Genomic DNA, 26609 nt, shown 5'->3' on the forward strand with positions numbered 1-26609 from the left:
CCTAGATTTGCAACCCCAAAGAGTTCGGGAGCTGAATCATTCAGCAATAATTTCGGGATGTAGCGCAGCCCGGTAGCGCACTAGCATGGGGTGCTAGGGGTCGCAAGTTCGAATCTTGTCATCCCGACAAAAGCCTGGTCATTTGACCGGGCTTTTTCGGTTTTAGCGCACTAGCCTGGGGTGCTAGGGATCGCAAGCCTACGCGGCGCGGCCGGCGAGGCGCGGTTCGAATCTTGTCATCCCGACATAAAGCCTGGTCTTAGGACCGGGCTTTTTCGGTTTTGTATGCATTGGCATGGGGTGCTAAGGGGAGCTCCCAGGCCATTAAATCCGCCTGGTTAAACCCAGTTTTGCTTTGAGAACCGAGTGAATGTTATTTTAGCAAGCATATTTACCTCAGGATAACTGATGCCGGACGGTGGCTCAATGTAAAGGTGATTTGTGGATTGCGTGCTTTTTCTTGCGTAATGCATGGGTAAACGGTCCCGCGCATTTACGAACCATATATGCATTGCAATACTCGGACTTTGGTCAAAACAATGTTACTCATTGTCGCTTTTCTGGTGCAGCACACCGCCAGTGCGCAATGGGGTGCGCCGTATGCGCATACTTGGATCAGTTACCAAAAGCCTTATGTAAAGATTGGAATATCGAAAAAAGGCATTCATAAGATAGCATTTGCCTCGCTGCCCAAAGATTTCCCAACCGGTTCTCCTGATAAATTGCAGCTCTCGAGGCGCGGAAAGCAAGTGTCCGTTATAAGCATTACCAATAAAGAAATTTTGGTTTACGCATTGCCGAATGATGGTGCAAGCGATTCGCTGTTGTATAGGCCTATGAATTCACGGATCAACCCCTATTTCAGTATGTACTCGGATGAGGGCGCATATTTTTTGACGGTCGGGGATATGCCGGGGGACAGGGCAAAATCGGTAGACAAACCGGCGGATGAAAATATTCCTGCATTGCCTTTTCATAGGGAAAAAATAACGAAGGTTTATCAGGATGATTATACTTTGAGCACGATGGAGTATGTGAGTGCTCCGCCGTTCCTGAACAGTTTTTTTGTAAATGGCGCCAGCCGGACCAGCCGAATTCAAGATAAGGATGGGGCCGGGTCAATAATAGGGAATTTTGAACTGAAAAACCTGGCCAATAACGCGCAAAAACCAACTGTTGAGCTGCTCATTCACGGAAGAAGCAACAAGGAGCATCAGGTTGAGATTTATGTAGGTAAAAATTCAAAATCGCTGCGTTTGGTAAAAGTCCTGGCTATTTCGCGCTTTAATCCGGCAACATGCTCTTTTGAACTAAAACCCGAAGATACGGATGCCGATCAAAAAGGAATGATTTCGCTAAAAACACCCAAAGCAGATCTATTAGACCGGTTTTCTCTCACTTATTTCTCCGTAGACTTCCCGCAACTGCTGCAAATCGATAAGCAGGCGAGCAAGGAATTCAGGCTTATTCCTACATCAGATCCTTGGAGCAGGGTTAATGTTAAAGGGGCTTCGGCCGACTATATGTTCCTGGATATTTCTGACCCGGACAAACCCATCATTATAAAAGGGAAAAATGAGCACTTCATGGTGCCGCGACAAGTTGGCAAAAACCAGCTCTTACTTGCTTCAAAGGAGGTTATTCCTGTTGAGCCAGCGAAAATAAAGCCTGTCCATTTCAAGCCATTATCCCCGAAAGAAGCGAATTATATCATCATTACAACCGACACTTTACTGGCAAGTGCAAGCCAGTATGCAGATTACCGCGCATCCCAGGCGGGAGGTGGTTTCAAACCTTTGGTAATGACCACTCAGGAGGTGTATAATCAATTCAATTCCGGCGAGCCCAGCCCTGTCGCTATCAGAAAGTTCATGTCGTATATGCTTACTGAGGGCGGTAAGGAAAAGTATTTATTCCTGATTGGACAATCGATCACACACAATGAGAAAATGAAACGTGAACTTCCCGGTGAAGTGCCGACAATTGGCTATCCTGGTTCCGATGTGCTACTGGTAGAAGGGCTGGCGGGAGCGCCCAGGGAAGTTCCGGCAATGCCTGTCGGCCGGTTGTCAGCATTTATCCCACAGCACGTTACCGACTATCTCGAAAAAGTAAAGCAGTATGAAAGTAACAGCACGGATTTAGCCTGGCGAAAGAATGTCCTGCATCTCAATGGCGGCAAAACCGTAGGTGAGATCACACAATTAAAAGGACTTCTGAGCATATTGGAACCTGATATTCAGAACGGCCAGCTGGGCGGCAAAGTGAAACATTATGTCAAACAAAAGGCAATGTCTGAGCCTGAGCCTGTGAACATTACGGCAGATGTGAATGCAGGCGCCGGGTTGATTACTTTTTTCGGTCACGGGTCGTCGTATATTACGGACTTAGATTTCGGCTACATTACCGATGCTCCCCGCAACTATAACAATCTGCATAAGTATCCGATGATGTATTTCAACGGGTGCGGGGTAGGAAATATATTCACCGGCAGGTCAAATCAAAACCCCAAAACACCTAAATCGAACGATCGGATTACCCTGTCGCTTGACTGGCTGCTGGCTCCGAACCGGGGCGCAATCGCGATTATAGCCAATTCCTTTCAGAGTTATGTGAGCCCGTCCGGGAAATATCTGCAAAGGTTATATCATTATATGTTCACAGATCCCGCCACTGTAAATCTGCCGATCGGGAAAATCCAAATGGCGGTTGCGAGCGACATTATTTCCAAGGATGAGGACGAGTACAGCATTGCCAATATCCATCAGTCGGTGCTTCAAGGCGATCCTGCGTTGCGGCTTGTTACTGTCGACAAGCCTGATTATTCCGTCGATCCGGATGGGAGTATTTCGTTGCATTCAGAATCAGCAGAACAGTCCCTGGAAGCGTCTGATTCTTTGAGAGTTAAAATCAATATTGCAAATAACGGCAGCTATATTCATGGACAAAATGTGCCCGTTAAAGTGACTTATTCTGGAAAAAAGGGCCATGTTACCAAAACGCAAACGATAAAATCCTTTCCTGCTCAAAACACATTGCAGGTTTCGTTTCTCAATTTAAAAGACATTCAAAAAATCGAGGTCGAGGTAAACCCTGATCATTCAATCAATGAGCTGAACACGGCGAATAACATTGCGGAACTGGACATTGACTGGGATTTGGTTAAGACTAAAACCACATTCTCCTCGGAAAATACCAGGGACATTGTGCCGCCATTACTCACGGTCAAATTCAATGACAGGTTGTTAAAGCATAAGGAAACCATATCAGCTGATCCGATTGTGACATTGTTTCTGTCGGACGACAGGTCGCTTTTGCCGGATACTTCGTTGTTAGAAATGTTTATAAAGCGCTGTGAGGACGACAATTGTGATTTCCAGAAGGTCTCATATGCTGATAATGATATCTTAATCAATACCAACGATCCTAAATCCCTGCAACTAAGCTATGCGACCGATCTGAAAGCAGGGGTTTACGAGATTCTGGTCAATGCCAAAGACCGCGCCGGGAACGCAATGGTGCAGCCCTACCGGATGATTTTTGAGATCAGTGATGATGGAAACCCGCCTACCGAACTTATTGTAAGCCCGAATCCCGCATCGTCTTACCTGCGGTTCGAGCTTAAAGCTGCAAAAAACGCTGATCTAAAAGCCATCCGGACTGTCATTTACAATCAGCGGGGCATTGTTGTTGAAGACAGAAATATCATAGTTTCACCAGAAGCACTCACCCATGAATGGTATTGGTTGCCTGCCAATCCCGCGGCAGGACTTTACGTGTACAAGGTCTTTCTGATCAATGCCGGGAATGAGACCTTCGTGACACTGCCGGGTAAGGTTATTATGCAAGGAAAATAAAAAAGCCGGAAACGAGGCTTCAGGCAGTTCTAAATGACACCTCATTTCCGGCAGACTAACTTTGGTTTCAGATCAAATTCTATTCCTTAACTCTGACGGCCGTAGCATCGAACATTCCGTTCATCACGGAGCCTTTCAAATGGTCATCATCCACTTTTGACAAGTCCAAAGACACTTCCGTTCCTTGCGCTTCAAAGAAAATGGTCATTTTATTTCCTTCCTCGATAATGTTGGAAATCGGCAAAGCATTTGGGTTTTTTCCAGTCGGATCTTTCAATTCGCCGGTTAGCTTGCCATCTTTCCTGGTCAGCTCAGTCACCAATTTTGAATCTCCATCGGGAGTGCCTACAACTAGCACCTCCCATTTACCCAGGAAAAGGTCGTTGGTTGTCGCAGTTTGGGAAAATCCGTTGATTGCAAGTCCTAAAATTAAAAATACGAAGGCGAGACAGGTTCTTTTCATTGCTTTGATTAATTGAGATTGAGAGAATGACTATTTATTTTCCTTAATTACTGATTTCTGCAAGCTTGAACTCTGCTCCGAGAACAACCATCAGCGAATGTCCATCTGCTTTGGGATTCGTAAAGACCAGATATACATCGTGCAATTTGCCATCCGGTTTTCCGGAAAGTTTGATCGGGATGCTGAGGATATTTGGTTTAAAATCCATCTTTTCAGTCGGTTCAAGGAATTCGGATGTTCCTACTACCGGGCCGGTTGGGCTATCCAGGCGCACCTCGACTTTTCCACCGGCAGCATTGACCTGAGGTTTCGGTGCCAGGGCTTGCAACTGCACTTCCGAAACTCCGCTCAGATCCGTTTGTTTAAGCACGACATAGGAACCTGATTTTGAAGCAATAGCCAGGTTCATGCCACCATTTGAGATCTTCATCATGTCCTCATACACATCAAAATTGTGCATATCTACTTTTGCGTTCTTCAACACAAGCGTTTTTTCCGATTTCAACGATGGTAACCCGCTTGCCCCGCTATCCTCATAAGCAGCCCTCACAATGAAAACACCCTTGCCTTTGTCGCCAGCCGGCACTTTGGCCACATAGCTGCCTTTCGCCGGCATCGATTGTTCCTTTGGTTTTTCATTGGTAACATTCAGGATGTACTTTACCATTTCCGATGCATCCGCCGCAGAAAGTTGCGGATGCGCTGCCATGGCCGTTTCGCCCCAAACGCCTCCCCCGCCAGCAATGACTTTTTTGGTCAGTATCTCAACAGCCGATTTATCATCCTTATATTTTGCAGAAACCTCACGATAAGCAGGACCAATTGACTTTTTATCCACACTATGACAAGCCTTGCAGTCACTCGCCTCTATCAGTTTTTTACCCGGAGCAAATGCAGCGCTTGCATCTGCCGAGCGGTGTCCCTGCGCAATGGCTATTTTATCAAAACCTTCCGCCAGATAATCAATGTTCACTGCAACACGTTCTGCATCAATGCCTTTTTCCAATGTTCCGTCTTCCTTGTCGGAAACTTTTACATCGTAATTGAAAGGTTTATTAGCAGCATAAAAGGATTTGTTGCCCATCGGCATGTCGAGGCTTAACACCGGCGGCTCATTTCCGACCGTGATATCCATGGACTGCGTGTTCACGCCCCCTTTGCCATCATTAACGGTTAAAGTTGCTTTGTAAACACCTAGTTTAGTAAGGGTCAAATTTGCATCCGGTGTATTGATCTGTTTCGAAAAACCATTTTTTGAGGTGATTTTCCATGAATAATTTAACACATCATTGTCCGCGTCAACCGTTCCTTTTGCATCCAGTTTGAGCGCAAGCGGCGCAGCACCACCCATTTTATTGGCAGCCATTTGAATCTGCGGTTTGCGATTGCCGCCATTGTATTCAATGCGGATCAAACGAGCATCATCATTCGCTGAAAACCAGCCTGTTCCGTATTCCAGCATATATAGATCGCCGTTTTCTGCAAACTCCATGTCCATAGGATTTGAGAATTTATAACTCGGCATAAACCGCTCCATGGCAGCAAAATTGCCTTCTTTATCCATCGTTACAGACATTATCCAGCCGCGCATCCAGTCATAAGTAAGCAGTTTGCCATTATAGTATGCCGGAAAAGCATTTGGAGCATTTTTAAACCCATCAGCATAAAAAACAGGTCCTGCCATTGCATTTCTCCCGCCGCTGCCGGTTAACGGAAACTCTTTTGAAGCGCCATATGGATACCAAATAAATGCCTTTTGAGCTGGTGGAAGGACTTTTAAGCCAGTATTGCTTGGCGAATTATTGGTCGGTGCAGCAACGTCCCATTTTTCCAAAGACTTGCTTGCTGCGAAATCAAACTTATTATAGGCTTTGTTATCGCCCACAAAATGCGGCCAGCCAAAATTCCCGGCCTTCCGCGCCTGCCCTACTTCATCATGCCCGGCAGGACCTCTGCTTGAATCCGGCTTGGCGGCATCCGGCCCAACCTCTCCCCAATATACGTAACCTGTTTTCTGATCTACTGAGATCCTGAACGGGTTTCTGTGACCCATTGTGAAAATTTCCGGGCGTGTCTGCGGCGTTCCTTTTGCAAACAGATTACCTTCCGGAATGGAGTATGTGCCATCCGGCTGCGGTTTAATACGGATGATCTTACCTCGAAGGTCATTGGTGTTTGCAGACGATTTTTGCGCATCCCAGGCCGATCTGCCTTCACGTTCATCGCTTGGGCTGTAACCATTCGAGCCGTGCGGGTTGGTGTTATCGCCTGTGGATAAATACAGGTTACCCGCTTTGTCCCAGGCAATTGAGCCCCCCGTATGGCAACATTCTTCACGTTGCGTTTCCACTTCCAGCAACACTTTTTTCGATTCAAGATCGAGTTGGTCGCCTTTCATTTCAAATCTTGCGAGCACATTCTTGGGTGCTTCCGGTATGGAGTAGTATAGATAGATCCAGTGATTCTGAGCGAAGTTTGGATCCTTATTTAAACCTAAAAGTCCATCTTCGCCCGTCGATTCCTTGCCTTCCTTATTTTTGTACTTTGTACTGACCGGAATGTTGGCAATATTTTTCAATTCTTTCGTTTTGACATTATAGAGCCGCACTTCGCCCTTACGTTGAATGAACAGGATCCGGTCCTTATCCAGCACGCTCAGCTCCATAGGCTCGTCCAGTTTTTCTTCCAGGATCACCTTCGTAAAGCGGTTTTCTTCTGGTCGTGATTTAGAAAAATCTACTGCCTTTGGGGCGTCGCCACCAGCTGTATACTTGATCCCGGCATACAGATGGTTCAGAAAAAGCGGGTCCGAGAATGTTTCGTCCGTATGTCCCATCGCCGTATAAAATGAGCGGCCGCCATCAAACTCCTGATACCAGCCCATGGGGTGAAAATCAGGGTTTTTACCGCCTATATAGCTCTTTTCATCGATTTTCAGGACGACATTGATTTTTGGTGAAATGTCTTTGAAACTGTAAAATTCATCGGTTCTCTCAAACTCGTCGGGCATGCCCTGCGTTGCCCAATGGTTCTTTTCCGTTACGATAAATTTGCCTTTTTGAACATTACTGGGCGTCATAGGGTGATCCAGGAAATAAGCCCCCGCCAGTTGCCCATACCATGGCCAGTCATATTCCGTGTCCGTGGCTGCGTGTATGCCTGTGTATCCTCCACCACCCTGGATGAACCGCTCAAAAGCCGTTTGCTGTTCATTGGTGAGCACATCGCCTGTTGTGTTCAGGAAAACGACAGTATTGTATTTTTTCAGGTTTGGTTCATTAAACTGGCCGGCATCTTCCGTAAAGCTGACACCGAAACCCTTCTCTTTGGTCATTTTGGTCAATGCTGTTTTTCCCGCAGCAATGGACTCATGCCTGAACGAAGCCGTCTTACTGAAAACCAGCACATTTATCTTAGCGGTTTGAGCGTGAGCAGATTGAAATGTTAAGCAAAAACTCAAAGCGAGCATGCTTAGTAGTAGAGACTTTACTTTCATCCGTTATCTTAGGTTTGATTAAGTGGAAGCAAAGCTATAATTAATTTTTTTATTGTCTTAAATTTAGACAATAAATATTTTTCTATTTTACATTTGTATTGTACTACATCCCTAAACCCGACATGCTCCGTAATCCAAGTGAACAAAATTATATTGAACAGCTGTCTATCGACTGTGTGATATTCGGTTATCACAATAAGCAACTGAAAGTTTTAGTGCCTAAGCTCAATTTCAATGGTGATTTCTGGGCTTTGCCTGGCGGTTTTATCTCTCAAGACGAGGACATTGACATTGCAGCAAATCGCATTCTTCAGCAGCGGACCGGCATTAAGGAAATTTACCTCGATCAGTTTCACATTTTTGGTAAAGCTGCGAGGAACAGCTTGAAATTCATGAACAAGCTTATTGAACTCAATCCGCAGCTCCTGAGCGAAAACGGGCAGCATGGGAAGGAGTTCAATTGGTTTACAAAAAGATTCGTTTCAATCGGCTACTACGCGCTTGTGGACCTGAATCAGGTCGTCCCCGAAAAAACGGATCTTGACTCGTCGATTGATTGGTATAACATTAAAGAACTGCCCGAAATGATCATCGACCATAATGAAATTGTCACTAAAGCGCTCGAAACGCTCCGCTTCCATCTGGACGAAAAGCTGATCGCATTCAACCTGCTCCCCGAAACCTTCACCATGAAAGATGTCCAGGAACTTTACGAAACCATTTACGATAAACCTTTCGCAAGAAACAATTTTCAAAAGAAAATCCTGGATCTGAATGTATTAGAGCGCCTGGAAAAAAAATTCACCGGAGCAGCCAACAAGGCTCCGTATTTGTATCGCAGGAAAAGCTTAGGGGCATAAAAATAGCCGTGATGATTAGTCACGGCTATTTTGGCTTAATGTTTGATTTAAATCCTTAAACTCCCAAACTCCAACCTTCGCGGTAGTTGCGGCGGACGAATTGATTTACTTCGTCGAAGTTGGTCACTTTCATATTTTGGGCGTCCCAGAGCATTTTCATGTTGCTTCCCGGATATGTGAAGCCTTTGCCGTCTTCTCTTGCTTTGGGCATATCTGCTCCGCGGATGGCGAGGTTTGCTCCCAGGATTGCTTCGGTTAGTGGACCGGCCAGCTCGAATGGCGAGCTTAGCTCCATTTTACCGTAACCTGCGATACAGCCTTCCACCCATTGCGCGTAGTGGCCTTCTGCGCTTCCAGGTACGCGGGCGAATTTTTGTTTTACTTTTACTTCCTGCATTTTGCTCAAAGGCAGCAAACGTGGATTAGCCGCATATTCGCTGGCCATCATCTTGCCTTTTGAACCAACAAACAAAATACCGCTGTTGCCATCTCCAAATAATTCATTCGGTCCAAGTTCTTCCGGACGTTCTGGCTTGATGCCGCCGTCCATCCAGTGCATGGTTACCGGGCCTTTTGTTTTGGCCGTTTTTGGGAATGTTAATGTTGCGTGGCTTGATGGAGGACAGCTGTCAGGGAAAACACCTCTTTTACCAAACGCAGTGAAAACACTGCCTACACTTGCCTGCATATCTGTTGCGTATTTCAATCCCAGCACGCGGAATGGAGCTTCCATCAAGTGGCAGCCCAGGTCGCCCAATGCGCCGGTTCCGTAATCCCACCAACCTCTCCAGCTTCCGGGGATCAGGTTTTCTACATAATCTTTTTTAGGTGCAGTTCCCAGCCAAAGATCCCAGTCAAGCTCTTTTGGAACCGGTGGCTTTTCGGATGGCCAGGGAATGCCTTGCGGCCAGATCGGGCGATTGGTCCAGATATAGACTGTGTCGACGTCGCCGATGATGCCGGCGTCATACCATTCGTGCAGTGTTCTTACGCCGTCGCCGGATGAGCCTTGGTTGCCCATTTGGGTTACGACCTTATATTTCGCAGCGGCCTCGGTTAGTTTTCTTGCTTCGTAAATATCGTGCGTCATTGGTTTTTGCACATATACGTGCTTGCCAAGTTGCATAGCGGCCATGGCCACAACTGCGTGTGTATGGTCAGGCGTAGAGACCGAAACGGCGTCAAAGTTTTTGGATTCTTTTTCAAACATTTCCCGGAAGTCCTTGTAATATTTGGCTTTGGGATAATTGGCAATGCTTGTAGCGGCGCGGCGGTCGTCTACATCGCATAAATAAGCAATGTCGGCTTTCCCGCTTTTTGCAAAATTGGCAAGATCGGATGTGCCCTTTCCTCCTACGCCAACACCGGCAACCGTAAGCTTATCGCTCGGTGCGGTGAAACCTTTTCCACCCAGCACGTGCCTTGGGACGATCATAAAACCAGCTGCGGTTACACCAGCAGCTTTTACAAAGTCTCTCCTGGAAGCGGTTGACTTTTCACTTGTTGTACTCTTTTTTTCCATCACGGGTTTTGGTTTAGTGCTTTTGCTAGCAACAATTCAGCCCTTATCCAACAGTTTGGACAGGCTCATTATTTTGTTAAGCAGGTTATTTTCATAATTTACTCGAAAATAATTCACTGACTTCCTGCCTCATAATGCTACTCCAAAACCTTGTTAAAAGGCTACGTAATCGATCCCGCGTTTTTTTGATCAAAAAAATAATCTGCCCCAATGAAGGAACAGATTATTTATCCAAATTTTCTATTTCAATTAATTTTCCTTCTTTGGCGTCGACTTGCTGTTCTTATTCAATGAAGCGTCGCCTTTGTTCATTTTGTTAACATTGGATTTGCCGTTGGCGCCATTGCCTTCCTTGCCTGTTCCGCTTGTTTTATTTGAACCGTTTACCTGACCGGCTTTGCCTGGCTGCGTAGCATTGGCATTACCAACTTCGTGATTAGCGCCTTGCGTGGTTCCCTGCGTGTCTGTTCCCTCATTTTTTCCACCTGATTTACTGCTGTCAGCTGTCGCTGTTCCCTGCTGTTTGGGATTGGTTGACTGCGTTGTTGTTTGCGCATATACCGATGCAGAAACGGCAAAAGTGAATATTAAACTTGCTATTACCTTTTTCATGATTGGATATTATTAGTTGTTGAATGTTGAATGCGTAGGTGTTTAAAAATCGTACCTGCAACAAATACTGGCCCAACTGGCATGGATATTTACCGTTTGTAGGCGTTTACACGAAAGCATGCTTCACTATGGATACGACTACATCAAAGCCTAAATTTTTCCTATCGGTTTTCAAAGACAGTTTTTCTGAGTTCATGGAAGACAACTGTCTCAAACTAAGCGCCGCACTATCCTATTACACGATATTCTCACTGGCGCCCATGCTGCTCGTGATCATTTCGATCGTCAGCATTGTGTTTGGTAAGGAAGCGTTTCAGGGTGAGCTTTTTGGACAAATAAGCGGTCTTGTGGGCAAGGAAGCTGCATTGCAATTGCAAGAACTGATCAAAAATGCAGAGCTTTCCAATAAGTCGGGGCTTGCTGCGACGATCGGGATTGTGACATTGCTGATTGGTGCGACCGGGGTTTTCGCCGAGATTCAGGATTCGATCAATTATATATGGTCTATTAAATCCAAACCCAAGAAGGGATGGCTGCAATATTTGAAAAACCGACTGCTATCTTTCTCCATCATTATTACCCTTGGCTTTTTGCTTATCGTTTCTCTTGGCGTAAACACACTTGTCGATTTGATGAGCGCCCGTCTGGAGCGCTATTTCTCCGAGGTTTCTGTGATCTTCTTCTCTGTTTTGAATGTCGTCGTGGTGATGGCGATTATTACAGCGCTTTTTTCTGTCATATTTAAAATACTGCCTGATGGCCATGTACGCTGGAAAGAATGCATAGTCGGAGCGGCATTTACGGCTATACTTTTTGCGATCGGTAAATTTGCGATCACCTTTTATCTGGGAAAGCAGGATCTCGGTGCCACTTATGGTGCTTCGGCTTCTATTGTGATCCTGCTGACGTGGGTTTATTATTCATCCATTATCCTGTATTTCGGGGCTGAGTTTACCAAGGTTTATGCTAAAACGGACGGTGTAGGAATTTCACCTAATGAGCATGCGGTGCTGATGGTAAGGAGGGAAATGGAACAGAGCAAGCCGGGAGAAGCGGTTGCAGATGTTGAGCACGCCGCTTCCTCAATTAATCCGAAAGAAGTTACACATAAAATGATGGACTCGATCACGACGTTAATTGATGACAAACTGAATGCGATACGTGCCGAAATTAAAGCAAAAATAGCTCAGATTACCGCGCCTTTTTCTTACTACGCATTTGTTGCGATCATTGTATTCATGATCGTGATCATGGTAGTTGTTTTATTAGGACACTTCCTGAATAATGCATTCAACAGTGATTACCTGGGCTTTGTGGTGTTACTGGGATTTACATTGGTTCTATTTTCCCTGGGTTTTATTTTTAGGGAAAAACTACTTAGTGGCATTAGGAAAGCAGTTGCCAAAAAAGTGCAGTCCAGCAATGAACAGTAAATAAATACTCACATGATAAACTAGAAAAGGGGACGCATGTCCCCTTTTCTAGTTTATCAGCGCTTCAAGAATGGCTTTAAAAGTCTTTCTTTTGAATCACCCACATCCAGTTTGCCGGCCAGGAATTAGATCCAATGCTGTCGTGTCTGACGAGCTTTTCATCTACTACTTCATAACCCAAAAGTTTCCCTCCCTGGCTCTCTACATCCGCGCGGGCGTAATTATGAAGTTGTATCCAAATTTCAGGTGTGATTAATTCTGCTGAAACGAAGCTAAGCTTTTTCCACTTCGGATCGCTGGAATTGTTTACATAACGAAGTAACAAATAGTGCTTGAAGCATTCATTGCTCAAAGACAATACTGTTTTTCTAGTGTCTGCATGTTTCATGATTTACCAATTTAATTGTCCTAAAAAATACTCAAATAGTATAAGCCAGATCCAACTAATGTATGTTCGACTTATGCATTTGTTGCCAATTGTGCTGTAAGACGAGCTTTCATCTCTGTCCAAAAATTTCTTTCCACAGCACTTGTATAAGTAATTCTACTTTTTAATTCTACATTTTAAAATCTAATATTTATGGCTTGTGAGAATTTAAAAAGTGGCATAAAATTTTAAATCTCTCCTGGACGAAAACACATAAACCGATGGTAACATTGAACTATATGAAGGATGACTGGGTGAAGGAGAAAAACGGAACCCGTATTATGCAAATTGATGAATATCAGGTTGTAGAAACTGTAACTTACGTAAATGGAAACTCCACGCCCATAACAAAAAGAAGTTATAACGGGAAAGTTTGGTGCACCTGGGTTAATGAAAATAAAGCTGTGGTCACACAACCCTTTCTTGAATCAGACCTTGAACCGGCTGTTCCCCAAGCTGTTGCAAATTACTGATTTTACAAGACCTTCGTTTCTCCACATTCAGGCAACTGCATTGAATTAAAATGCCCGGAATAATTTCCGGGCATTTTAATTTTCGTTTGCTGATGATTATGGTTTTCTGTCGGCTTCTGTTGCTGAGCCTGATGAATTTGTGTCGGTAGAATTTGCTTCCTTCCTATTTTTCTTACGGTTTTTTCTTTCTGCTTTTTTATCCGTAGCCGGCATAAGCGAATCCTTCATCACCGCACCGGATGCGCCCTGGGACTTGATCAATGTATCTTCCGAAGGTGTGTTAGAAGGCCTTACGGGAGATTGAGGCGAATTGAATTCCGCTTTTTTTTCAGTGGTCGGATTTGTCGATGCCGGGGTTGTTGTTGTCGGATCCTGGGTCGGAACAGTCTGTGGCTGCGATGGAGATGTGGGCGTTGTTGGCACAGTCTGCCCATAACTTGCGGCGGAAACTCCCAGTGCTGCGATCAGGATAATTGCTTTCAAAGTTTTCATTTTAGTTCAGTTTAGTTGTCGATGATCTGATACAGCAGTGACATCCAAAACTATTCCCAAATGCCGAAATTTTCCGATGGTAAATATTATTTTAAGATTGTTTGTTTAAAATAAATCAAGGGCATTTTTTGACTGGTTACCCACTTCGTCAAGATTGTTATCTTACTAGCACTAAGTATCTTATCCACAAAATGCGCATTGTGTTACCCAAAGTGTCAAGCTTTAAATCAATGGAATAAGATTAAATATATATTTAATGTACGAAGTAATTCTATCGCGAAAATTGCTGTTTGAAAAATTAAGATGCAGCGTATGCAAGATTCGCAAAGCACTACTGTGTTAAAAAGTGTAGAAATCGTATTTGATATTCCATTTTGTTTCCTGACCCGGCTTAACATTGACCTGTATATAAGGCTCTGGGCATGAAGTAGTTGGATTGGCCCAATAAACCAGTTTTTCCAGGGGCTTATCACCCGTAATTCTCACCCCGGCTGATGTTTTTGTGTTTTCAATGCGTATATCATAATCTTTCGCGCTTGGCCCAAAGCCTTTCAGCCCGCTACTAAATATCTGATCTCCATTCACAACCGGCCTTGAATAGCTGAGCATTTTGTCCTTTGCATGGATGATGGCCCCGAAACCGGCGCCTTCTCCACTTACTTCAAAAGGAAATACGATCCGGATATTTTCATTGGTCGGCTCTTTATCAATCATGAAAAAGTTGTGGTTGTAAGTGCTGGTCTTGATTTCTTTTGAGCCGGTATTTTTCAGGCTGTGCTCCAAAACGAGTTGCGGTTTCCCCTTTACCAGTTTTAATGTCTTTGTATACACATAGCCATATCCAGTCGCGTCCTTCAATGTATGCGTGAATGTTACCTGATCATCTTTTTTATCCACAGTCCATTTGCTAGCGTCTTTCACTTCGTAATTTGTTGCAAATGCGTACTTCTTATCATCCGGTTTCACCAAAACGCCCACACCAATTTTCACGAATGTATCACCCGGCTTTACCGCATCAAAATCCAGCGCCACAAACTCCTCCACCGGCCCCATAATAGCGTCATGCAGTTTGGGATCATATGTACTATTCCATTGCCCAAAATAGGAATGTCCCTTGTAATCAAGGCTGGCAACCTGGCCCGCCCAATCGAAACGCATCCCGCGATAGTAGCCTGCCTCAGCATCTGGCAAAAGCAACTTTGCCTTGATAATGCCGTTTGAAATGGTTGCCTCAGGAAAATCTGCCAGTCGAAATGCGGTGATAAACAGGCATATGGAGGCGATAAGCAGGATGATCTTTTTCATGTTTGTGGTTCAGGAATGATGGGTTTAAATAAAAGACAGTAAGATAAAAATGTGAATGCACATTTATTCTTACTGTCTGATAAAATTGTAAAAAACTACGGATCTATGAAATGCCTTTGAAGGCTTCCTCGTTTACGAATGGCTGATTACGCAAGCGTTGTTTAGTGGCTTTGTAAAACGCATTAGCCATTGCAGCACCAGCAGGCGGCAATGCCGGTTCCCCTAAACCTGTCGGGGAAATGCCGTTATTAACAAAATGTACATCCACTTCCGGAATCTCATTCATCCTGATCAGGCGGAAACCATTGAAGTTGGTCTGATCCGGTGCGCCGTCCTTGAATGTCATGTTACCATACATCGCATGGCCCAAACCATCCACCACGCCGCCCCTAACCTGCTGTAATGATCCACTTTGATTGATCACAATGCCGCAATCCACGGCTGCTATGACGTTTTTGAGAACCGGTTTGCCTTTTTGCATGACAATCTCGCCTACTTGTGCAACGTACGAGCGGTGGGAGAAGTAAACGCTGAATCCCTGGTAAACGCCTTTCTTTTTGCCCCAGTTGCTTTTTTCAGCTGCCATTTTAACAACAGCGATCATTCTATCCACGTCGTATTTCACCGCATTAACGGGCGATTTTTTCGCTTTTTCAAGCAGTTCAAGCCGGAATGCAACCGGGTCTTTTCCTGCTGCCTCTGCAACTTCGTCCAGGAACGACTGTTCTGCATAAGCGAGAAAATTGGTGATCGGTGCACGCCAGGGGCCAGTTGTAATAGGTGATTTGTGCTCGACTGAATCAATTAGCAGGTTATCTACGGAGCCGGAAGGGAAATTATCCTCCCGAGTCGAATTGCCGGAGTTCATGCCCACGCCACGCAATTTATAACCGATCAATGTTCCGCTTTTATCCAATGCTGCTTCAAAGCGGTAACGCACTGCGGGGCGGTAAGTGCCGCCGGTCATGTCATCTTCGCGCGTCCAAACCACTTTGACAGGCGCTTTCACCAATTTGGAAACATGTGCTGCTTCAATGACAAAGTCAGCTGAAAGCCTGCGACCAAATCCTCCGCCCTGACGGGTAATTTCAACTGTTATTTTTTCCGGTGCAATGCCTGTGATTTTGGCAACTTCCGTACGCGCGCGCTCGGGAGTTTGTGTAGGTCCAACCAATTCAACGCCGTCCTCACGCACATGCGCGAAGAAGTTCATGGGCTCCAATGGGCTGTGCGGCAGGAAAGGGCATTGATATTCAGCCTTAATGACTTTGGCAGCGCTTTTGAATGCTGCCTCAACATCTCCATCTTTACGCCTTACTGTGGCTTCGCCATTGTCCATCAGCTGCGAGAAAATGCGGTTATGGTCGGCAGTGCTTTCCAGCTCGGCAGCTTTTTCATACTCAATTTTCAATGCATCTTTGGCTTTCTTAACCTGCCAGGTCGATTTTCCGACAACGGCTACGCTGTTTTCAAATGTTACCACATCAACAATTCCAGGCATTGCTTTCGCCGCTGCAGAATCGACGGATTTTAGTTTTAATCCAAATGCTTTGGGCCGCTGGATTAAGGCAAACAGCATTCCCTCCTTATAAAAATCAAGTCCGAAAAGCGGCTTACCCGTTGCTATATTATGGTTATCAACGTTACGAACAGATTGTCCGATCAGTTTGAAATCTTTCTCATTCTTTAATTTAACCTCTGTTGGCGCTGTCAGCTTCGAAGCGGCTTCGGCCAGTTCACCATATGTGGCAGATTTGCCTGAGGTTTTATGCAAGACCTCACCATTTTCAGTAGTCAGCTCAGCGGCGGGAACATTCCATTTAGCTGCGGCCGCTTCTACCAAAAGATGCCTTGCCGTCGCTCCTGCTTTACGAAGCCGCTCCCACGAATGTGGAACGGCGCCGCTTCCGCCAGTTACTTGTCTTTCAAAAATGCCTGTATCCAGATTTCCCTGAACGGTTTTTACTTGTTTCCAATCCGCATCCAGTTCCTCGGCTACGACCATTGGAAATGCAGTTTTGATTCCTTGTCCGATTTCCGGATTTGGGGAAACAATTGTAATGATGTTATCTGTGCCGATGGACAAATAACTGTTAAAATTGATATTGCCGGCCGCAATGCTTTTGGCATCAACAACCACGGGAAGTGCAGTGGAATTTGTCCAATTGAAACCCAAAAACAGCCCACCACTTGCCGCGGCTGCAATTTTCATAAAATTGCGCCTCGAAGTTTGTTCTAATGTCTGCATGGTCAGTTGGTTTTGGATGCTGCTACTTTCACTGCTTCGCGAATGCGGTGGTAAGTTCCGCAACGGCAAATGTTGCCGCTCATGGTGGAAACGATTTCTTCTTCGGTTGGTTTTGGCTTTTCTTTGAGCAATGCTGCAGCCGTCATAATTTGGCCAGCCTGGCAGTAACCGCATTGTGCCACGTCCACTTCATCCCAGGCTTGCTGAACAGGATGATCGCCTTTCTCTGAAAGTCCTTCAATGGTGGTAACCTTTGCTTTTCCAACGGCTGAAACAGGCAATACGCAAGAACGCACTGCTTTGCCGTCGAGATGCACTGTGCAAGCGCCGCACTGTGCTATTCCGCAGCCATACTTGGTGCCTACGAGTCCGAGATTATCGCGGAGCACCCACAAAAGGGGAGTATCCCGCTCCACATCCGCATCGTAAGCGCGGTTGTTAATTAAAAGTTTAAATAACGCCATGGTGAATTTTTTGGGTTTCGGAAATGATTGTTCCTAATGCAGATACCGAAGTTACAAAAAATGTCAGAACGACATTGACGATAAAGGACTTAAAATTAGACTTGTAGTCTGTCAATGTTAACAAGTAAACAATTAATAGTCCTAAGCCTCGCCACCAGGACCTCCAAAACTAATTGGAAAATTAAAGGAAGGCTCGTTATCCTGAGTGCTTTGGATCGTGCCGTATTGGTCTTCGTATTTTTGAATGTTGTCCTTTAATGCTAAAATCAAACGCTTCGCATGTTCCGGCGTAATGATGATTCTCGCTTTTACTTTTGCACGAGGAACGCCGGGCATCAGGCGTATAAAATCAAGGATGAATTCGCTGTTTGAATGTGCGATCATGGCTAAATTAGAATAAACTCCTTCGGCCATTTCCTCTGACAATTCTACATTGATCTGCTGTTCGTTTTCTTTTGTGTTATCTTCCATCGGTTGGTTTTATTGGCATTACAGTGCTTGGCAGCAAATGATTATCTCTGCGGAAATTACTAAAATTTAGCATTAATACAGCAAAGAGCCGGTTCCACTTGCGCAGAACCGGCTCTTTTTATTTATTCAGATTGATCTATACCAATTCCTTTTTCTTGCGAGAAAGTTTCTCACGAGAATCTGTCAAGGCATCGAATTCTTCTTTTGATCCAACGATCAGGCTTTCGTATTGACGCATTCCTGTTCCGGCTGGGATCAAGTGACCTACGATCACGTTTTCTTTCAAGCCTTTCAGTTCGTCGCGTTTTCCACGAACAGCTGCTTCGCTCAATACTTTGGTTGTTTCCTGGAACGAAGCCGCGGAAACGAAACTTTCAGTACCTAATGAAGCTTGTGTGATACCCATCAAAGTAGGTTTCGCAACAGCTGCCTGCGCATCACGCGCAGTAACCAGTTTCAAGTCACGACGTTTCAAGCTTGAATTTTCATCACGCAAACGACGAACTGAAACAATCATACCCGGCTTCAAAGTCTCAGAGCTACCAGCGTCTTCAATAACTTTCAAATCCAGGATCTTATCATTCTCTTCACGGAATACAACACGGTCAACCGGTTGCATTTCAAGGAAGTTGGTATCACCTGCATCCAGGATCTCTACTTTCTGCATCATTTGGCGTACGATACATTCGATATGCTTATCGTTGATCTTCACACCTTGCAGACGGTATACTTCCTGAATTTCATTTACCAAATATTCCTGAACCGCTGTTGGTCCTTTGATAGAAAGGATATCAGCTGGTGTGATCGCTCCGTCAGACAATGGATCTCCTGCTCTTACGAAGTCGCCATCCTGAACCAGAATGTGTTTCGAAAGGGCAACCATATAACGACGTTGTGTTCCGTCTCTTGATTCGATATGAATTTCACGGTTACCGCGTTTCACACCTCCATAAGAAACTACACCATCGATTTCAGAAACCGTTGCTGGGTTAGACGGGTTACGCGCTTCGAAAAGTTCAGTTACACGTGGCAAACCTCCCGTAATATCGCGTGTTTTACCAACAACACGTGGGATTTTCGCCAATGGCTGACCTGCTTTGATCGCTGTTCCGTTTTTCACAACCAAACGAGCTCCTACTGGCAAGTTATATCCTTTTTCAGTTTGATCTTTCAACAACGTGCTCTTACCTTTTACCACCAATGCAGGGTTTTTGGTTTTATCACGTGTCTCAATGATCACCGATTCTTGGAAACCAGTTTGCTCATCAAATTCTTCACGATAAGTAATCCCCTCTTCAATAGCGTCGAATGAAACGGCACCAGTGAATTCAGAAAGAATTACTGCGTGATATGGATCCCAAGTACAAAGTTCTTGTCCTTTGAGAACCTTCTCACCATCTTTTACCAAAAGGTGTGCTCCATAAGGAACGTTGTTCGAGATCAGCAATTGACCTGTTTCTGGATTAGTAATTTTAACCTCTCCTGAACGACCCATTACTACTGTTACTTCATCTCCTTCTGAATTCACAGACTGAACAAGACGAAGATCTTCAAAACCAATTACACCATCGAATTTCGCTTTAATGTTTGCTTCAACAGAAATGTTGGAAGCCGTACCACCGACGTGGAATGTACGAAGTGTCAACTGCGTTCCGGGCTCACCGATGGACTGCGATGCAATTACACCCACAGCTTCACCAATGTTTACCATATGCGCAGATGCCAATGAACGTCCGTAGCATTTTGCACAAACACCATTACGAGTTTCGCAAGTCAATACCGAACGGATTTCAACAGTTTCAATGCTCGTTTCATCAATGTAAGAAGCAATCTCTTCCGTAATTTCCTGACCAGAAGCCAAGATCATTTCGTTAGACAAAGGATCAAATACATCATGAACACTTACACGACCCAGGATACGCTCAGAAAGTGGCTCAACGATATCTTCGTTGTCTTTCAAAGCAGAAATTGCAATTCCGCGAAGGGATCCGCAGTCTGTTTCGATAACAACAACATCTTGTGCAACGTCATGCAGACGACGTGTCAGGTAACCCGCATCAGCCGTTTTCAAGGCTGTATCGGCAAGACCTTTACGTGCACCGTGTGTTGAGATAAAGTATTCAAGAACGTCCAAACCTTCTTTAAAGTTGGAAAGGATCGGGTTCTCGATGATTTCACCTGCACCACCCGCGATGTTTTTCTGAGGCTTGGCCATAAGACCCCTCATTCCACCCAGCTGACGGATTTGCTCGCGCGAACCACGTGCACCTGAGTGCATCATCATATAAATTGAGTTAAATCCGCCTTGGTCTGTTTCCAATTGCTTCATCAACGTCTCTGTAATGCGTGAGTTAACACGTGTCCAGATATCAATAACCTGGTTGTAACGCTCGTTTTCAGTGATAAGACCCATCAAGTAGTTGCTCCAAACGTTTTCTACGTCCAGTTTCGCTTGCTCGATTAGCTTCACTTTTTCGTCTGGCACCATTACGTCGTTCAATCCCATTGACAAACCGCCTTTGAAGGCCATTTGGAAACCAAGTTCTTTGATCTCATCCAGGAACTGAGCTGTACGCGCAACACCAGCCAATTTGAACACCAAACCAATGATCTGCTGCAATTTTTTCTTAGTCAGCAATTCATTAATGTAACCTACTTCCTCAGGAACAGCCTGATTGAAAAGGATACGTCCGGCAACGGTGTCAACCATTTTCGTTTCAAATGTTCCGTCGTCGTTACGTACGCGCAGGCGGCATTTGATATTAGCATGTTTTGACAATTTGCCTTCGTTGATGGCAATGATCACTTCGTCTGGACCGTAGAAAATCATTCCTTCTCCGATAATCGGATATTCAGGAGTGCTTATGCGGCCTTTTGTTACATAATACAGACCCAAAACCATGTCTTGTGATGGAACCGTAATCGGTGCACCGTTGGCAGGGTTAAGAATGTTATGTGACGAAAGCATCAACATCGAAGCTTCCAAAACGGCTTCCTGACCCAATGGCACGTGAACGGCCATCTGGTCACCGTCAAAGTCAGCGTTGAATGCAGTACAAACCAATGGGTGCAACTGAATCGCTTTTCCTTCGATCAGTTTAGGCTGGAATGCCTGGATCCCCAAACGGTGCAATGTTGGAGCACGGTTAAGCAGAACAGGATGTCCTTTCAAAACGTTTTCCAAAATATCCCAAATCACAGGATCTTTACGATCTACAATCTTCTTAGCTGATTTTACAGTTTTAACAATTCCACGCTCGATCAGCTTGCGGATAATGAACGGCTTGAATAATTCTGCCGCCATATCTTTTGGCAAACCGCACTCGTGCAATTTCAATTCAGGTCCAACAACGATTACCGAACGACCAGAATAATCGACACGCTTACCAAGCAAGTTTTGACGGAAACGTCCTTGCTTACCTTTCAGCATGTCAGAAAGTGATTTCAATGCACGGTTACCTTCTGAACGCACCGCGTTTACTTTACGGCTGTTATCGAAAAGCGAATCGACCGCTTCCTGCAACATCCTTTTTTCGTTACGCAAAATCACCTCAGGTGCTTTGATCTCGATCAGACGCTTCAAACGGTTGTTCCGAATGATCACCCGACGATAAAGGTCGTTCAAATCGGAAGTCGCGAAACGACCACCATCCAAAGGCACTAGCGGACGAAGTTCTGGTGGAATAACCGGAACCATCTTGATCACCATCCATTCCGGACGGTTTTCGATGCGTGTATTGGCATCACGGAATGCTTCTACAACTTTCAGACGCTTTAATGCTTCTGCTTTACGTTGCTGCGAAGTGTCCGTTGCTGCCTGGTGACGAAGTTCGTATGAAAGCTCATCCAGTTTGATCCGGTTCAAAAGCATTTCAAGCGCATCGGCACCCATCTTCGCGATAAACTTGTTTGGATCCGTGTCCGGAAGCATTTGGTTTTCGCGAGGCAATTTGTCGATGATATCCAGATATTCATCTTCTGTCAAGAAATCAAGATAACCTACGCCATCTTCTTCCTTGATACCAGCCTGAACTACTGCATATCGCTCGTAATAAATAATTTGATCCAGTTTCTTGGTAGAAAGTCCAAGCAAGTAACCGATTTTGTTCGGCAAGCTGCGGAAATACCAGATATGTGCAACAGGAACAACGAGTTCAATGTGGCCCATACGCTCGCGACGCACCTTTTTCTCAGTAACCTCTACACCGCAACGGTCGCAGATGATTCCTTTGTAACGGATACGTTTGTATTTCCCACAATGACATTCCCAGTCCTTTACAGGACCGAAGATCCTTTCGCAGAATAATCCGCCCATCTCCGGCTTGTAAGTCCGGTAGTTGATGGTTTCAGGCTGTGTTACTTCACCGAAAGAGCTCTCAAGGATAGACTCAGGTGAAGCCAGACTGATCGTCATTCTGGAAAAATCACTATTAAGTTTTTTGTTCTTTTTGAAAGACATAATTAAAAAGTCGTTTGTCTGTTAGTCGAAACTCAATTGATTTCATTATGGCGCGGTTTCCCGCGCCAACGACTAAATATTAGTCCAGTGTAATCTCCAATGCTAATCCACGAAGCTCGTGAACAAGTACGTTGAATGACTCCGGAATATTCGGTTTCGGAAGGTTTTCACCTTTCACGATTGCTTCATATGCTTTGGCACGGCCCACCACGTCATCAGATTTAACCGTTAGGATTTCCTGAAGAATGTGAGATGCACCGAATGCTTCAAGCGCCCACACTTCCATTTCTCCAAAACGCTGACCTCCGAATTGTGCTTTACCACCCAATGGCTGCTGCGTGATGAGTGAGTATGGCCCGATAGAACGCGCGTGCATCTTATCATCAACCAAGTGACCCAATTTCATCATGTACATCAAACCAACTGTAATAGGCTGATCAAAACGATCTCCGCTCAAACCATTGTAAAGGAATGTACGTCCCCAGTCTGGCAAACCAGCTTCTTTCAACTCAGCCGCAACTTCTGCTTCCGTAGCTCCATCGAAGATCGGAGTAGCATAGCGACGACCCAGTTTCAGACCTGCCCAAGCAAGAATGGTTTCATATATCTGACCAATGTTCATACGTGAAGGCACCCCTAGTGGGTTCAACACGATATCCATTGGCGTTCCGTCTTCAAGGAATGGCATATCTTCATCACGAACGATACGGGCAACAACCCCTTTGTTACCGTGACGACCCGCCATTTTATCCCCAACTTTCAATTTACGTTTCTTAGCAATGTATACTTTCGCCAATTTCACGATTCCAGCTGGAAGCTCATCACCTACTTCAAGCGCAAAACGATCGCGTTTGAAACGGCCCATCAATTCACTGCGGGCGTTCAGGTAATTTTTCAAAACCAACGAAACTTGCAAGTTGGTTTCAGAATCCTCAGTCCAAGAATCTGTCAGCACGTCACCGATCAAGTTAACTTCTTCGGCAACTGCATATTGAGACTCATCGCGGTAAGGGTTGTTTGCAGGGAAAAGGTTCTCCGAGATATTTCTCACATTGAACTTCATTCCTTTACTTACTAACTCATCACCAAACTTGTGTTTAACACCTTGGCTGGTTTTACCGTCAACCAGTGCAACCAACTTCTCAATGATACGACCACGAAGCGCTGTAAGCTCACGGCCATATTTCTTCATCAATAAGCGAAGCTCGTCTTTGTGTTTAGCACGCTCTTCTTTGGTTGGCCGAGAGAAAAGTTTAGTGTCAATAACCACACCTTTCATCGATGGTGGTGCTTTTTTAGAAGCATCCTTCACATCACCTGCTTTATCACCAAAGATCGCACGAAGCAGTTTTTCTTCCGGAGTTGGATCTGATTCTCCTTTTGGAGTGATCTTACCAATTAGTATATCTCCTTCTTTTACTTCTGTACCAACCTGAACGATACCATTTTCGTCAAGATTCTTAACAGTTTCCTCACTTACGTTTGGAATCTCAGCTGTAAGCTCTTCTTCTCCACGTTTTGTATCCCGCACTTCCAATTCAAATTCTTCAATGTGAATAGAAGTAAAGATATCTTCACGAACCACTTTCTCCGAGATTACAATCGCATCCTCAAAGTTGTATCCTTGCCAAGGCATGAACGCAACCAAAAGGTTACGGCCCAATGCAAGTTCACCACCTTCTGTACCATATCCCTGGCAAAGTGCTTCTCCCTTTTTCACCTTTTGGCCTTTAAGAACCATTGGTTGAAGGTTAAGGCAAGTGTCCTGGTTGGTACGACGGAATTTAACAAGATCGTAAGAAACGCTGTCTTCAATAAAGCTTACAAGGCGCTCATCATCTGTTCTGTCGTATTTAACAACGATTTTCTTAGCATCTACAAACTCAATTACACCGTCACCTTCTGCAACAACAAGTGCACGTGAATCCATTGCAACACGCTTTTCAAGGCCTGTTCCAACGATTGGCGCTTGTGGTCGCAACAATGGAACACCTTGGCGCTGCATGTTAGATCCCATCAAAGCACGGTTGGCATCATCATGTTCCAGGAATGGAATCAACGAAGCAGCAACCGAAACGATCTGGTTCGCAGCAACGTCCATAAAAGACGCTTGCGAAGGATCAACCATTGGGAAGTCACCTTCAAAACGCGTTTTGATTTTTTCTACCGTAAAGTTTCCTTTATCATCTACAGAAGCATTCGCTTGTGCAATGTATTTGGAGTCTTCTTCTTCGGCAGTCATATATATAAGCTCATCAGTCAGCTTACCAGCACCATCGATTACGCGATAAGGTGTTTCGATAAAGCCCATTCCATTCACTTTTGCAAAAACGCAAAGGGATGAAATCAAACCAATGTTTGGACCTTCCGGTGTTTCAATCGTACAAAGACGACCGTAGTGCGTGTAGTGAACGTCACGAACCTCGAAACCAGCTCTTTCGCGAGAAAGACCACCAGGTCCAAGTGCAGACATTCTACGCTTGTGCGTAATCTCAGCCAATGGATTGGTTTGATCCATGAACTGTGACAATTGGTTTGTACCAAAGAATGAGTTGATAACAGAAGACAAAGTCCGCGCATTGATCAAATCAACAGGCTTGAAATCTTCATTATCACGCACATTCATACGCTCCTTAATTGTACGCGCCATACGTGCAAGACCTACACCAAACTGAGCATAAAGCTGCTCGCCTACCGTACGCACACGACGGTTTGACAAGTGGTCAATATCATCGACAACCGCTTTTGCATTGATCAAACCGATCAAATACTTCACGATGGAAACGATATCGCCTGTTGTAAGAACGCGAACGTCCAAACTTGTGTCAGAACCTAATTTTTTGTTGATCCTATAACGGCCAACATCACCAAGGTCGTAACGTTTGTCACTGAAGAACAAGCTCTGGATTACATCGCGAGCAGTTTGTTCGTCCGGTGCCTCAGCATTACGCAATTGGCGGTAAATTTGCTCAACTGCCTCTTTATCAGAGTTTGAGCTATCTTTTTGAAGCGTATTATAAATAATGTTATAATCCGCAACATTCATATCTTCTTTATGCAGAATAACAGATTTCTGGCCTGATTCTACAATCACTTCGATGTCCTCAGCAGAAATTGTTGAATCACGCTCAAGCAACACTTCGTTACGTTGAATAGAAACAACTTCGCCAGTATCTTCGTCAACGAAATCTTCTGTCCAAGTTCTCAAAACCCTTGCAGCCAAGCGACGGCCAACAGCTTTTTTCAAGTTTGTTGGTGTTGCACTGATTTCTTCTGACAATCCAAAAAGGTCTAGGATATCTTTATCAGATCCGAAACCGATGGCACGAAGCAATGTTGTTACCGGGAATTTTTTCTTACGGTCGATGTACGCGTACATCACATTGTTCACGTCTGTCGAGAATTCAATCCAAGATCCCTTGAAAGGGATAATACGTGCAGAGTACAATTTAGAACCGTTAGTGTGCTTGCTCATGGAGAAGAACACACCTGGTGAGCGGTGAAGTTGTGAAACGATAACACGCTCAGCACCATTGATGACGAAAGAACCTCTTTCAGTCATGTAAGGAATGTTTCCCAAGAAGACTTCCTGCTCAATGGTTTCAAATTCTTCATGATCAGCATCATTACAAATCAACCGTAATTTTGCTTTTAACGGCACTGCATAAGTCAGTCCGCGATCAATGGATTCATCGACAGAATATTTCGGTGGTTCAAGAAGATAATCAATGAACTCCAACACGAAATTGTCGCGTGAATCGGCAATAGGAAAGTTTTCTGCGAAAACTTTGTACAATCCTTCTCCCGAACGATCTTCAACCGATGTATCAAGACTGAAGAAATCGCGGAACGACTGAACCTGGATTCCTAGCAAATCCGGATAATCGATAATCTGATTGATCCTTGAAAAGTTTTTTCTAGGTGTTGTTGCTTTAATTGTAGCCAAGGCTATGTTTGATTTGGGTTAGTAGAAAAACTAATGCGCCGGAGTAACCTTTACGCGCCGCAATCGTAATAATTAGTTTTA

General features: G+C 44.8%; 16 protein-coding genes and 1 tRNA gene. 5 read left to right on the forward strand and 12 right to left on the reverse strand.

What is annotated here, in order from left to right; all coding sequences use genetic code 11:
* Nucleotides 1-53 precede the first annotated feature (53 nt).
* Together L0659_RS19305 and L0659_RS19310 are read left to right on the forward strand one after the other, a co-directional pair.
* Nucleotides 54-127 (forward strand) — tRNA-Pro (locus L0659_RS19305).
* A 412-nt stretch (nucleotides 128-539) separates the two neighbouring features.
* The gene (locus L0659_RS19310) at nucleotides 540-3857 is read left to right on the forward strand and encodes a C25 family cysteine peptidase (RefSeq protein ID WP_235128241.1); all 3318 of its coding nucleotides are present in this window, start codon (nucleotides 540-542) and stop codon (nucleotides 3855-3857) included.
* 79 nt (nucleotides 3858-3936) lie between these two features.
* Here L0659_RS19310 and L0659_RS19315 read toward each other — a convergent pair whose 3' ends face one another.
* The gene (locus L0659_RS19315; RefSeq protein ID WP_235128242.1) at nucleotides 3937-4320 is read right to left on the reverse strand and encodes a hypothetical protein; all 384 of its coding nucleotides are present in this window, start codon (nucleotides 4318-4320) and stop codon (nucleotides 3937-3939) included.
* A 43-nt stretch (nucleotides 4321-4363) separates the two neighbouring features.
* Nucleotides 4364-7816, reverse strand: a complete 3453-nt coding sequence (locus tag L0659_RS19320; protein WP_235128243.1) for a ThuA domain-containing protein — start codon at nucleotides 7814-7816, stop codon at nucleotides 4364-4366.
* Nucleotides 7817-7938: 122 nt separating this feature from the next.
* On the opposite strand from L0659_RS19320, the gene L0659_RS19325 reads away from it, so the two are divergent.
* Nucleotides 7939-8676: an NrtR DNA-binding winged helix domain-containing protein gene (locus L0659_RS19325; RefSeq protein ID WP_235128244.1), complete on the forward strand. Its 738-nt coding sequence runs from the start codon at nucleotides 7939-7941 to the stop codon at nucleotides 8674-8676.
* Nucleotides 8677-8731: 55 nt separating this feature from the next.
* Here the strand turns inward: L0659_RS19325 and L0659_RS19330 are convergent, their stop codons facing one another.
* The gene (locus tag L0659_RS19330) at nucleotides 8732-10198 is read right to left on the reverse strand and encodes a Gfo/Idh/MocA family protein (RefSeq protein WP_235128245.1); all 1467 of its coding nucleotides are present in this window, start codon (nucleotides 10196-10198) and stop codon (nucleotides 8732-8734) included.
* A gap of 249 nt (nucleotides 10199-10447) precedes the next feature.
* Nucleotides 10448-10810: a hypothetical protein gene (locus L0659_RS19335; protein WP_235128246.1), complete on the reverse strand. Its 363-nt coding sequence runs from the start codon at nucleotides 10808-10810 to the stop codon at nucleotides 10448-10450.
* 128 nt (nucleotides 10811-10938) lie between these two features.
* Between L0659_RS19335 and L0659_RS19340 the strand changes: the two genes are divergently transcribed.
* Complete coding sequence (locus L0659_RS19340; RefSeq protein ID WP_235128247.1) at nucleotides 10939-12243, forward strand: YihY/virulence factor BrkB family protein; 1305 nt, start codon at nucleotides 10939-10941, stop codon at nucleotides 12241-12243.
* 76 nt (nucleotides 12244-12319) lie between these two features.
* On the opposite strand, the gene L0659_RS19345 is transcribed toward L0659_RS19340, so the two are convergent.
* Entirely contained in the window at nucleotides 12320-12631 is a 312-nt protein-coding gene (locus tag L0659_RS19345; RefSeq protein ID WP_235128248.1) for a hypothetical protein, read from the reverse strand.
* Between the two features lie 260 nt (nucleotides 12632-12891).
* Here L0659_RS19345 and L0659_RS19350 point away from each other — a divergent pair, with 260 nt between their 5' ends.
* The gene (locus tag L0659_RS19350) at nucleotides 12892-13143 is read left to right on the forward strand and encodes a hypothetical protein (protein WP_235128249.1); all 252 of its coding nucleotides are present in this window, start codon (nucleotides 12892-12894) and stop codon (nucleotides 13141-13143) included.
* 96 nt (nucleotides 13144-13239) lie between these two features.
* On the opposite strand, the gene L0659_RS19355 is transcribed toward L0659_RS19350, so the two are convergent.
* The 7 genes from L0659_RS19355 to rpoB form a co-directional block, all read right to left on the reverse strand.
* Nucleotides 13240-13635 (reverse strand): hypothetical protein, encoded by a 396-nt coding sequence (locus tag L0659_RS19355; protein WP_235128250.1) that lies wholly within the window; start codon nucleotides 13633-13635, stop codon nucleotides 13240-13242.
* A 339-nt stretch (nucleotides 13636-13974) separates the two neighbouring features.
* A complete protein-coding gene (locus tag L0659_RS19360) occupies nucleotides 13975-14940 on the reverse strand; it encodes a hypothetical protein (RefSeq protein ID WP_235128251.1) in 966 nt (321 codons plus the stop codon).
* 103 nt (nucleotides 14941-15043) lie between these two features.
* Nucleotides 15044-17188: a xanthine dehydrogenase family protein molybdopterin-binding subunit gene (locus L0659_RS19365; RefSeq protein WP_235128252.1), complete on the reverse strand. Its 2145-nt coding sequence runs from the start codon at nucleotides 17186-17188 to the stop codon at nucleotides 15044-15046.
* 2 nt (nucleotides 17189-17190) lie between these two features.
* The gene (locus tag L0659_RS19370) at nucleotides 17191-17652 is read right to left on the reverse strand and encodes a (2Fe-2S)-binding protein (RefSeq protein WP_235128253.1); all 462 of its coding nucleotides are present in this window, start codon (nucleotides 17650-17652) and stop codon (nucleotides 17191-17193) included.
* Between the two features lie 141 nt (nucleotides 17653-17793).
* Nucleotides 17794-18123: a DUF3467 domain-containing protein gene (locus L0659_RS19375; RefSeq protein ID WP_235128254.1), complete on the reverse strand. Its 330-nt coding sequence runs from the start codon at nucleotides 18121-18123 to the stop codon at nucleotides 17794-17796.
* A gap of 136 nt (nucleotides 18124-18259) precedes the next feature.
* Entirely contained in the window at nucleotides 18260-22582 is a 4323-nt protein-coding gene (gene rpoC / locus L0659_RS19380) for a DNA-directed RNA polymerase subunit beta' (protein ID WP_235128255.1), read from the reverse strand.
* Between the two features lie 79 nt (nucleotides 22583-22661).
* A complete protein-coding gene (gene rpoB, locus L0659_RS19385) occupies nucleotides 22662-26528 on the reverse strand; it encodes a DNA-directed RNA polymerase subunit beta (protein ID WP_235128256.1) in 3867 nt (1288 codons plus the stop codon).
* Nucleotides 26529-26609 lie beyond the last annotated feature (81 nt).

This window comes from Dyadobacter sp. CY347 (genome assembly GCF_021502655.1).
Taxonomy (GTDB): domain Bacteria; phylum Bacteroidota; class Bacteroidia; order Cytophagales; family Spirosomataceae; genus Dyadobacter.

Excerpts from the sequence above, each read along its gene's own strand:
- L0659_RS19310 (WP_235128241.1), top strand. The coding sequence starts at position 540 with ATGTTACTCATTGTCGCTTTTCTGGTGCAGCACACCGCCAGTGCGCAA.
- L0659_RS19315 (WP_235128242.1), bottom strand. The coding sequence starts at position 4,320 with ATGAAAAGAACCTGTCTCGCCTTCGTATTTTTAATTTTAGGACTTGCA.
- L0659_RS19320 (WP_235128243.1), bottom strand. The coding sequence starts at position 7,816 with ATGAAAGTAAAGTCTCTACTACTAAGCATGCTCGCTTTGAGTTTTTGC.
- L0659_RS19325 (WP_235128244.1), top strand. The coding sequence starts at position 7,939 with ATGCTCCGTAATCCAAGTGAACAAAATTATATTGAACAGCTGTCTATC.
- L0659_RS19330 (WP_235128245.1), bottom strand. The coding sequence starts at position 10,198 with ATGGAAAAAAAGAGTACAACAAGTGAAAAGTCAACCGCTTCCAGGAGA.
- L0659_RS19335 (WP_235128246.1), bottom strand. The coding sequence starts at position 10,810 with ATGAAAAAGGTAATAGCAAGTTTAATATTCACTTTTGCCGTTTCTGCA.
- L0659_RS19340 (WP_235128247.1), top strand. The coding sequence starts at position 10,939 with ATGGATACGACTACATCAAAGCCTAAATTTTTCCTATCGGTTTTCAAA.
- L0659_RS19345 (WP_235128248.1), bottom strand. The coding sequence starts at position 12,631 with ATGAAACATGCAGACACTAGAAAAACAGTATTGTCTTTGAGCAATGAA.
- L0659_RS19350 (WP_235128249.1), top strand. The coding sequence starts at position 12,892 with ATGGTAACATTGAACTATATGAAGGATGACTGGGTGAAGGAGAAAAAC.
- L0659_RS19355 (WP_235128250.1), bottom strand. The coding sequence starts at position 13,635 with ATGAAAACTTTGAAAGCAATTATCCTGATCGCAGCACTGGGAGTTTCC.
- L0659_RS19360 (WP_235128251.1), bottom strand. The coding sequence starts at position 14,940 with ATGAAAAAGATCATCCTGCTTATCGCCTCCATATGCCTGTTTATCACC.
- L0659_RS19365 (WP_235128252.1), bottom strand. The coding sequence starts at position 17,188 with ATGCAGACATTAGAACAAACTTCGAGGCGCAATTTTATGAAAATTGCA.
- L0659_RS19370 (WP_235128253.1), bottom strand. The coding sequence starts at position 17,652 with ATGGCGTTATTTAAACTTTTAATTAACAACCGCGCTTACGATGCGGAT.
- L0659_RS19375 (WP_235128254.1), bottom strand. The coding sequence starts at position 18,123 with ATGGAAGATAACACAAAAGAAAACGAACAGCAGATCAATGTAGAATTG.
- rpoC (WP_235128255.1), bottom strand. The coding sequence starts at position 22,582 with ATGTCTTTCAAAAAGAACAAAAAACTTAATAGTGATTTTTCCAGAATG.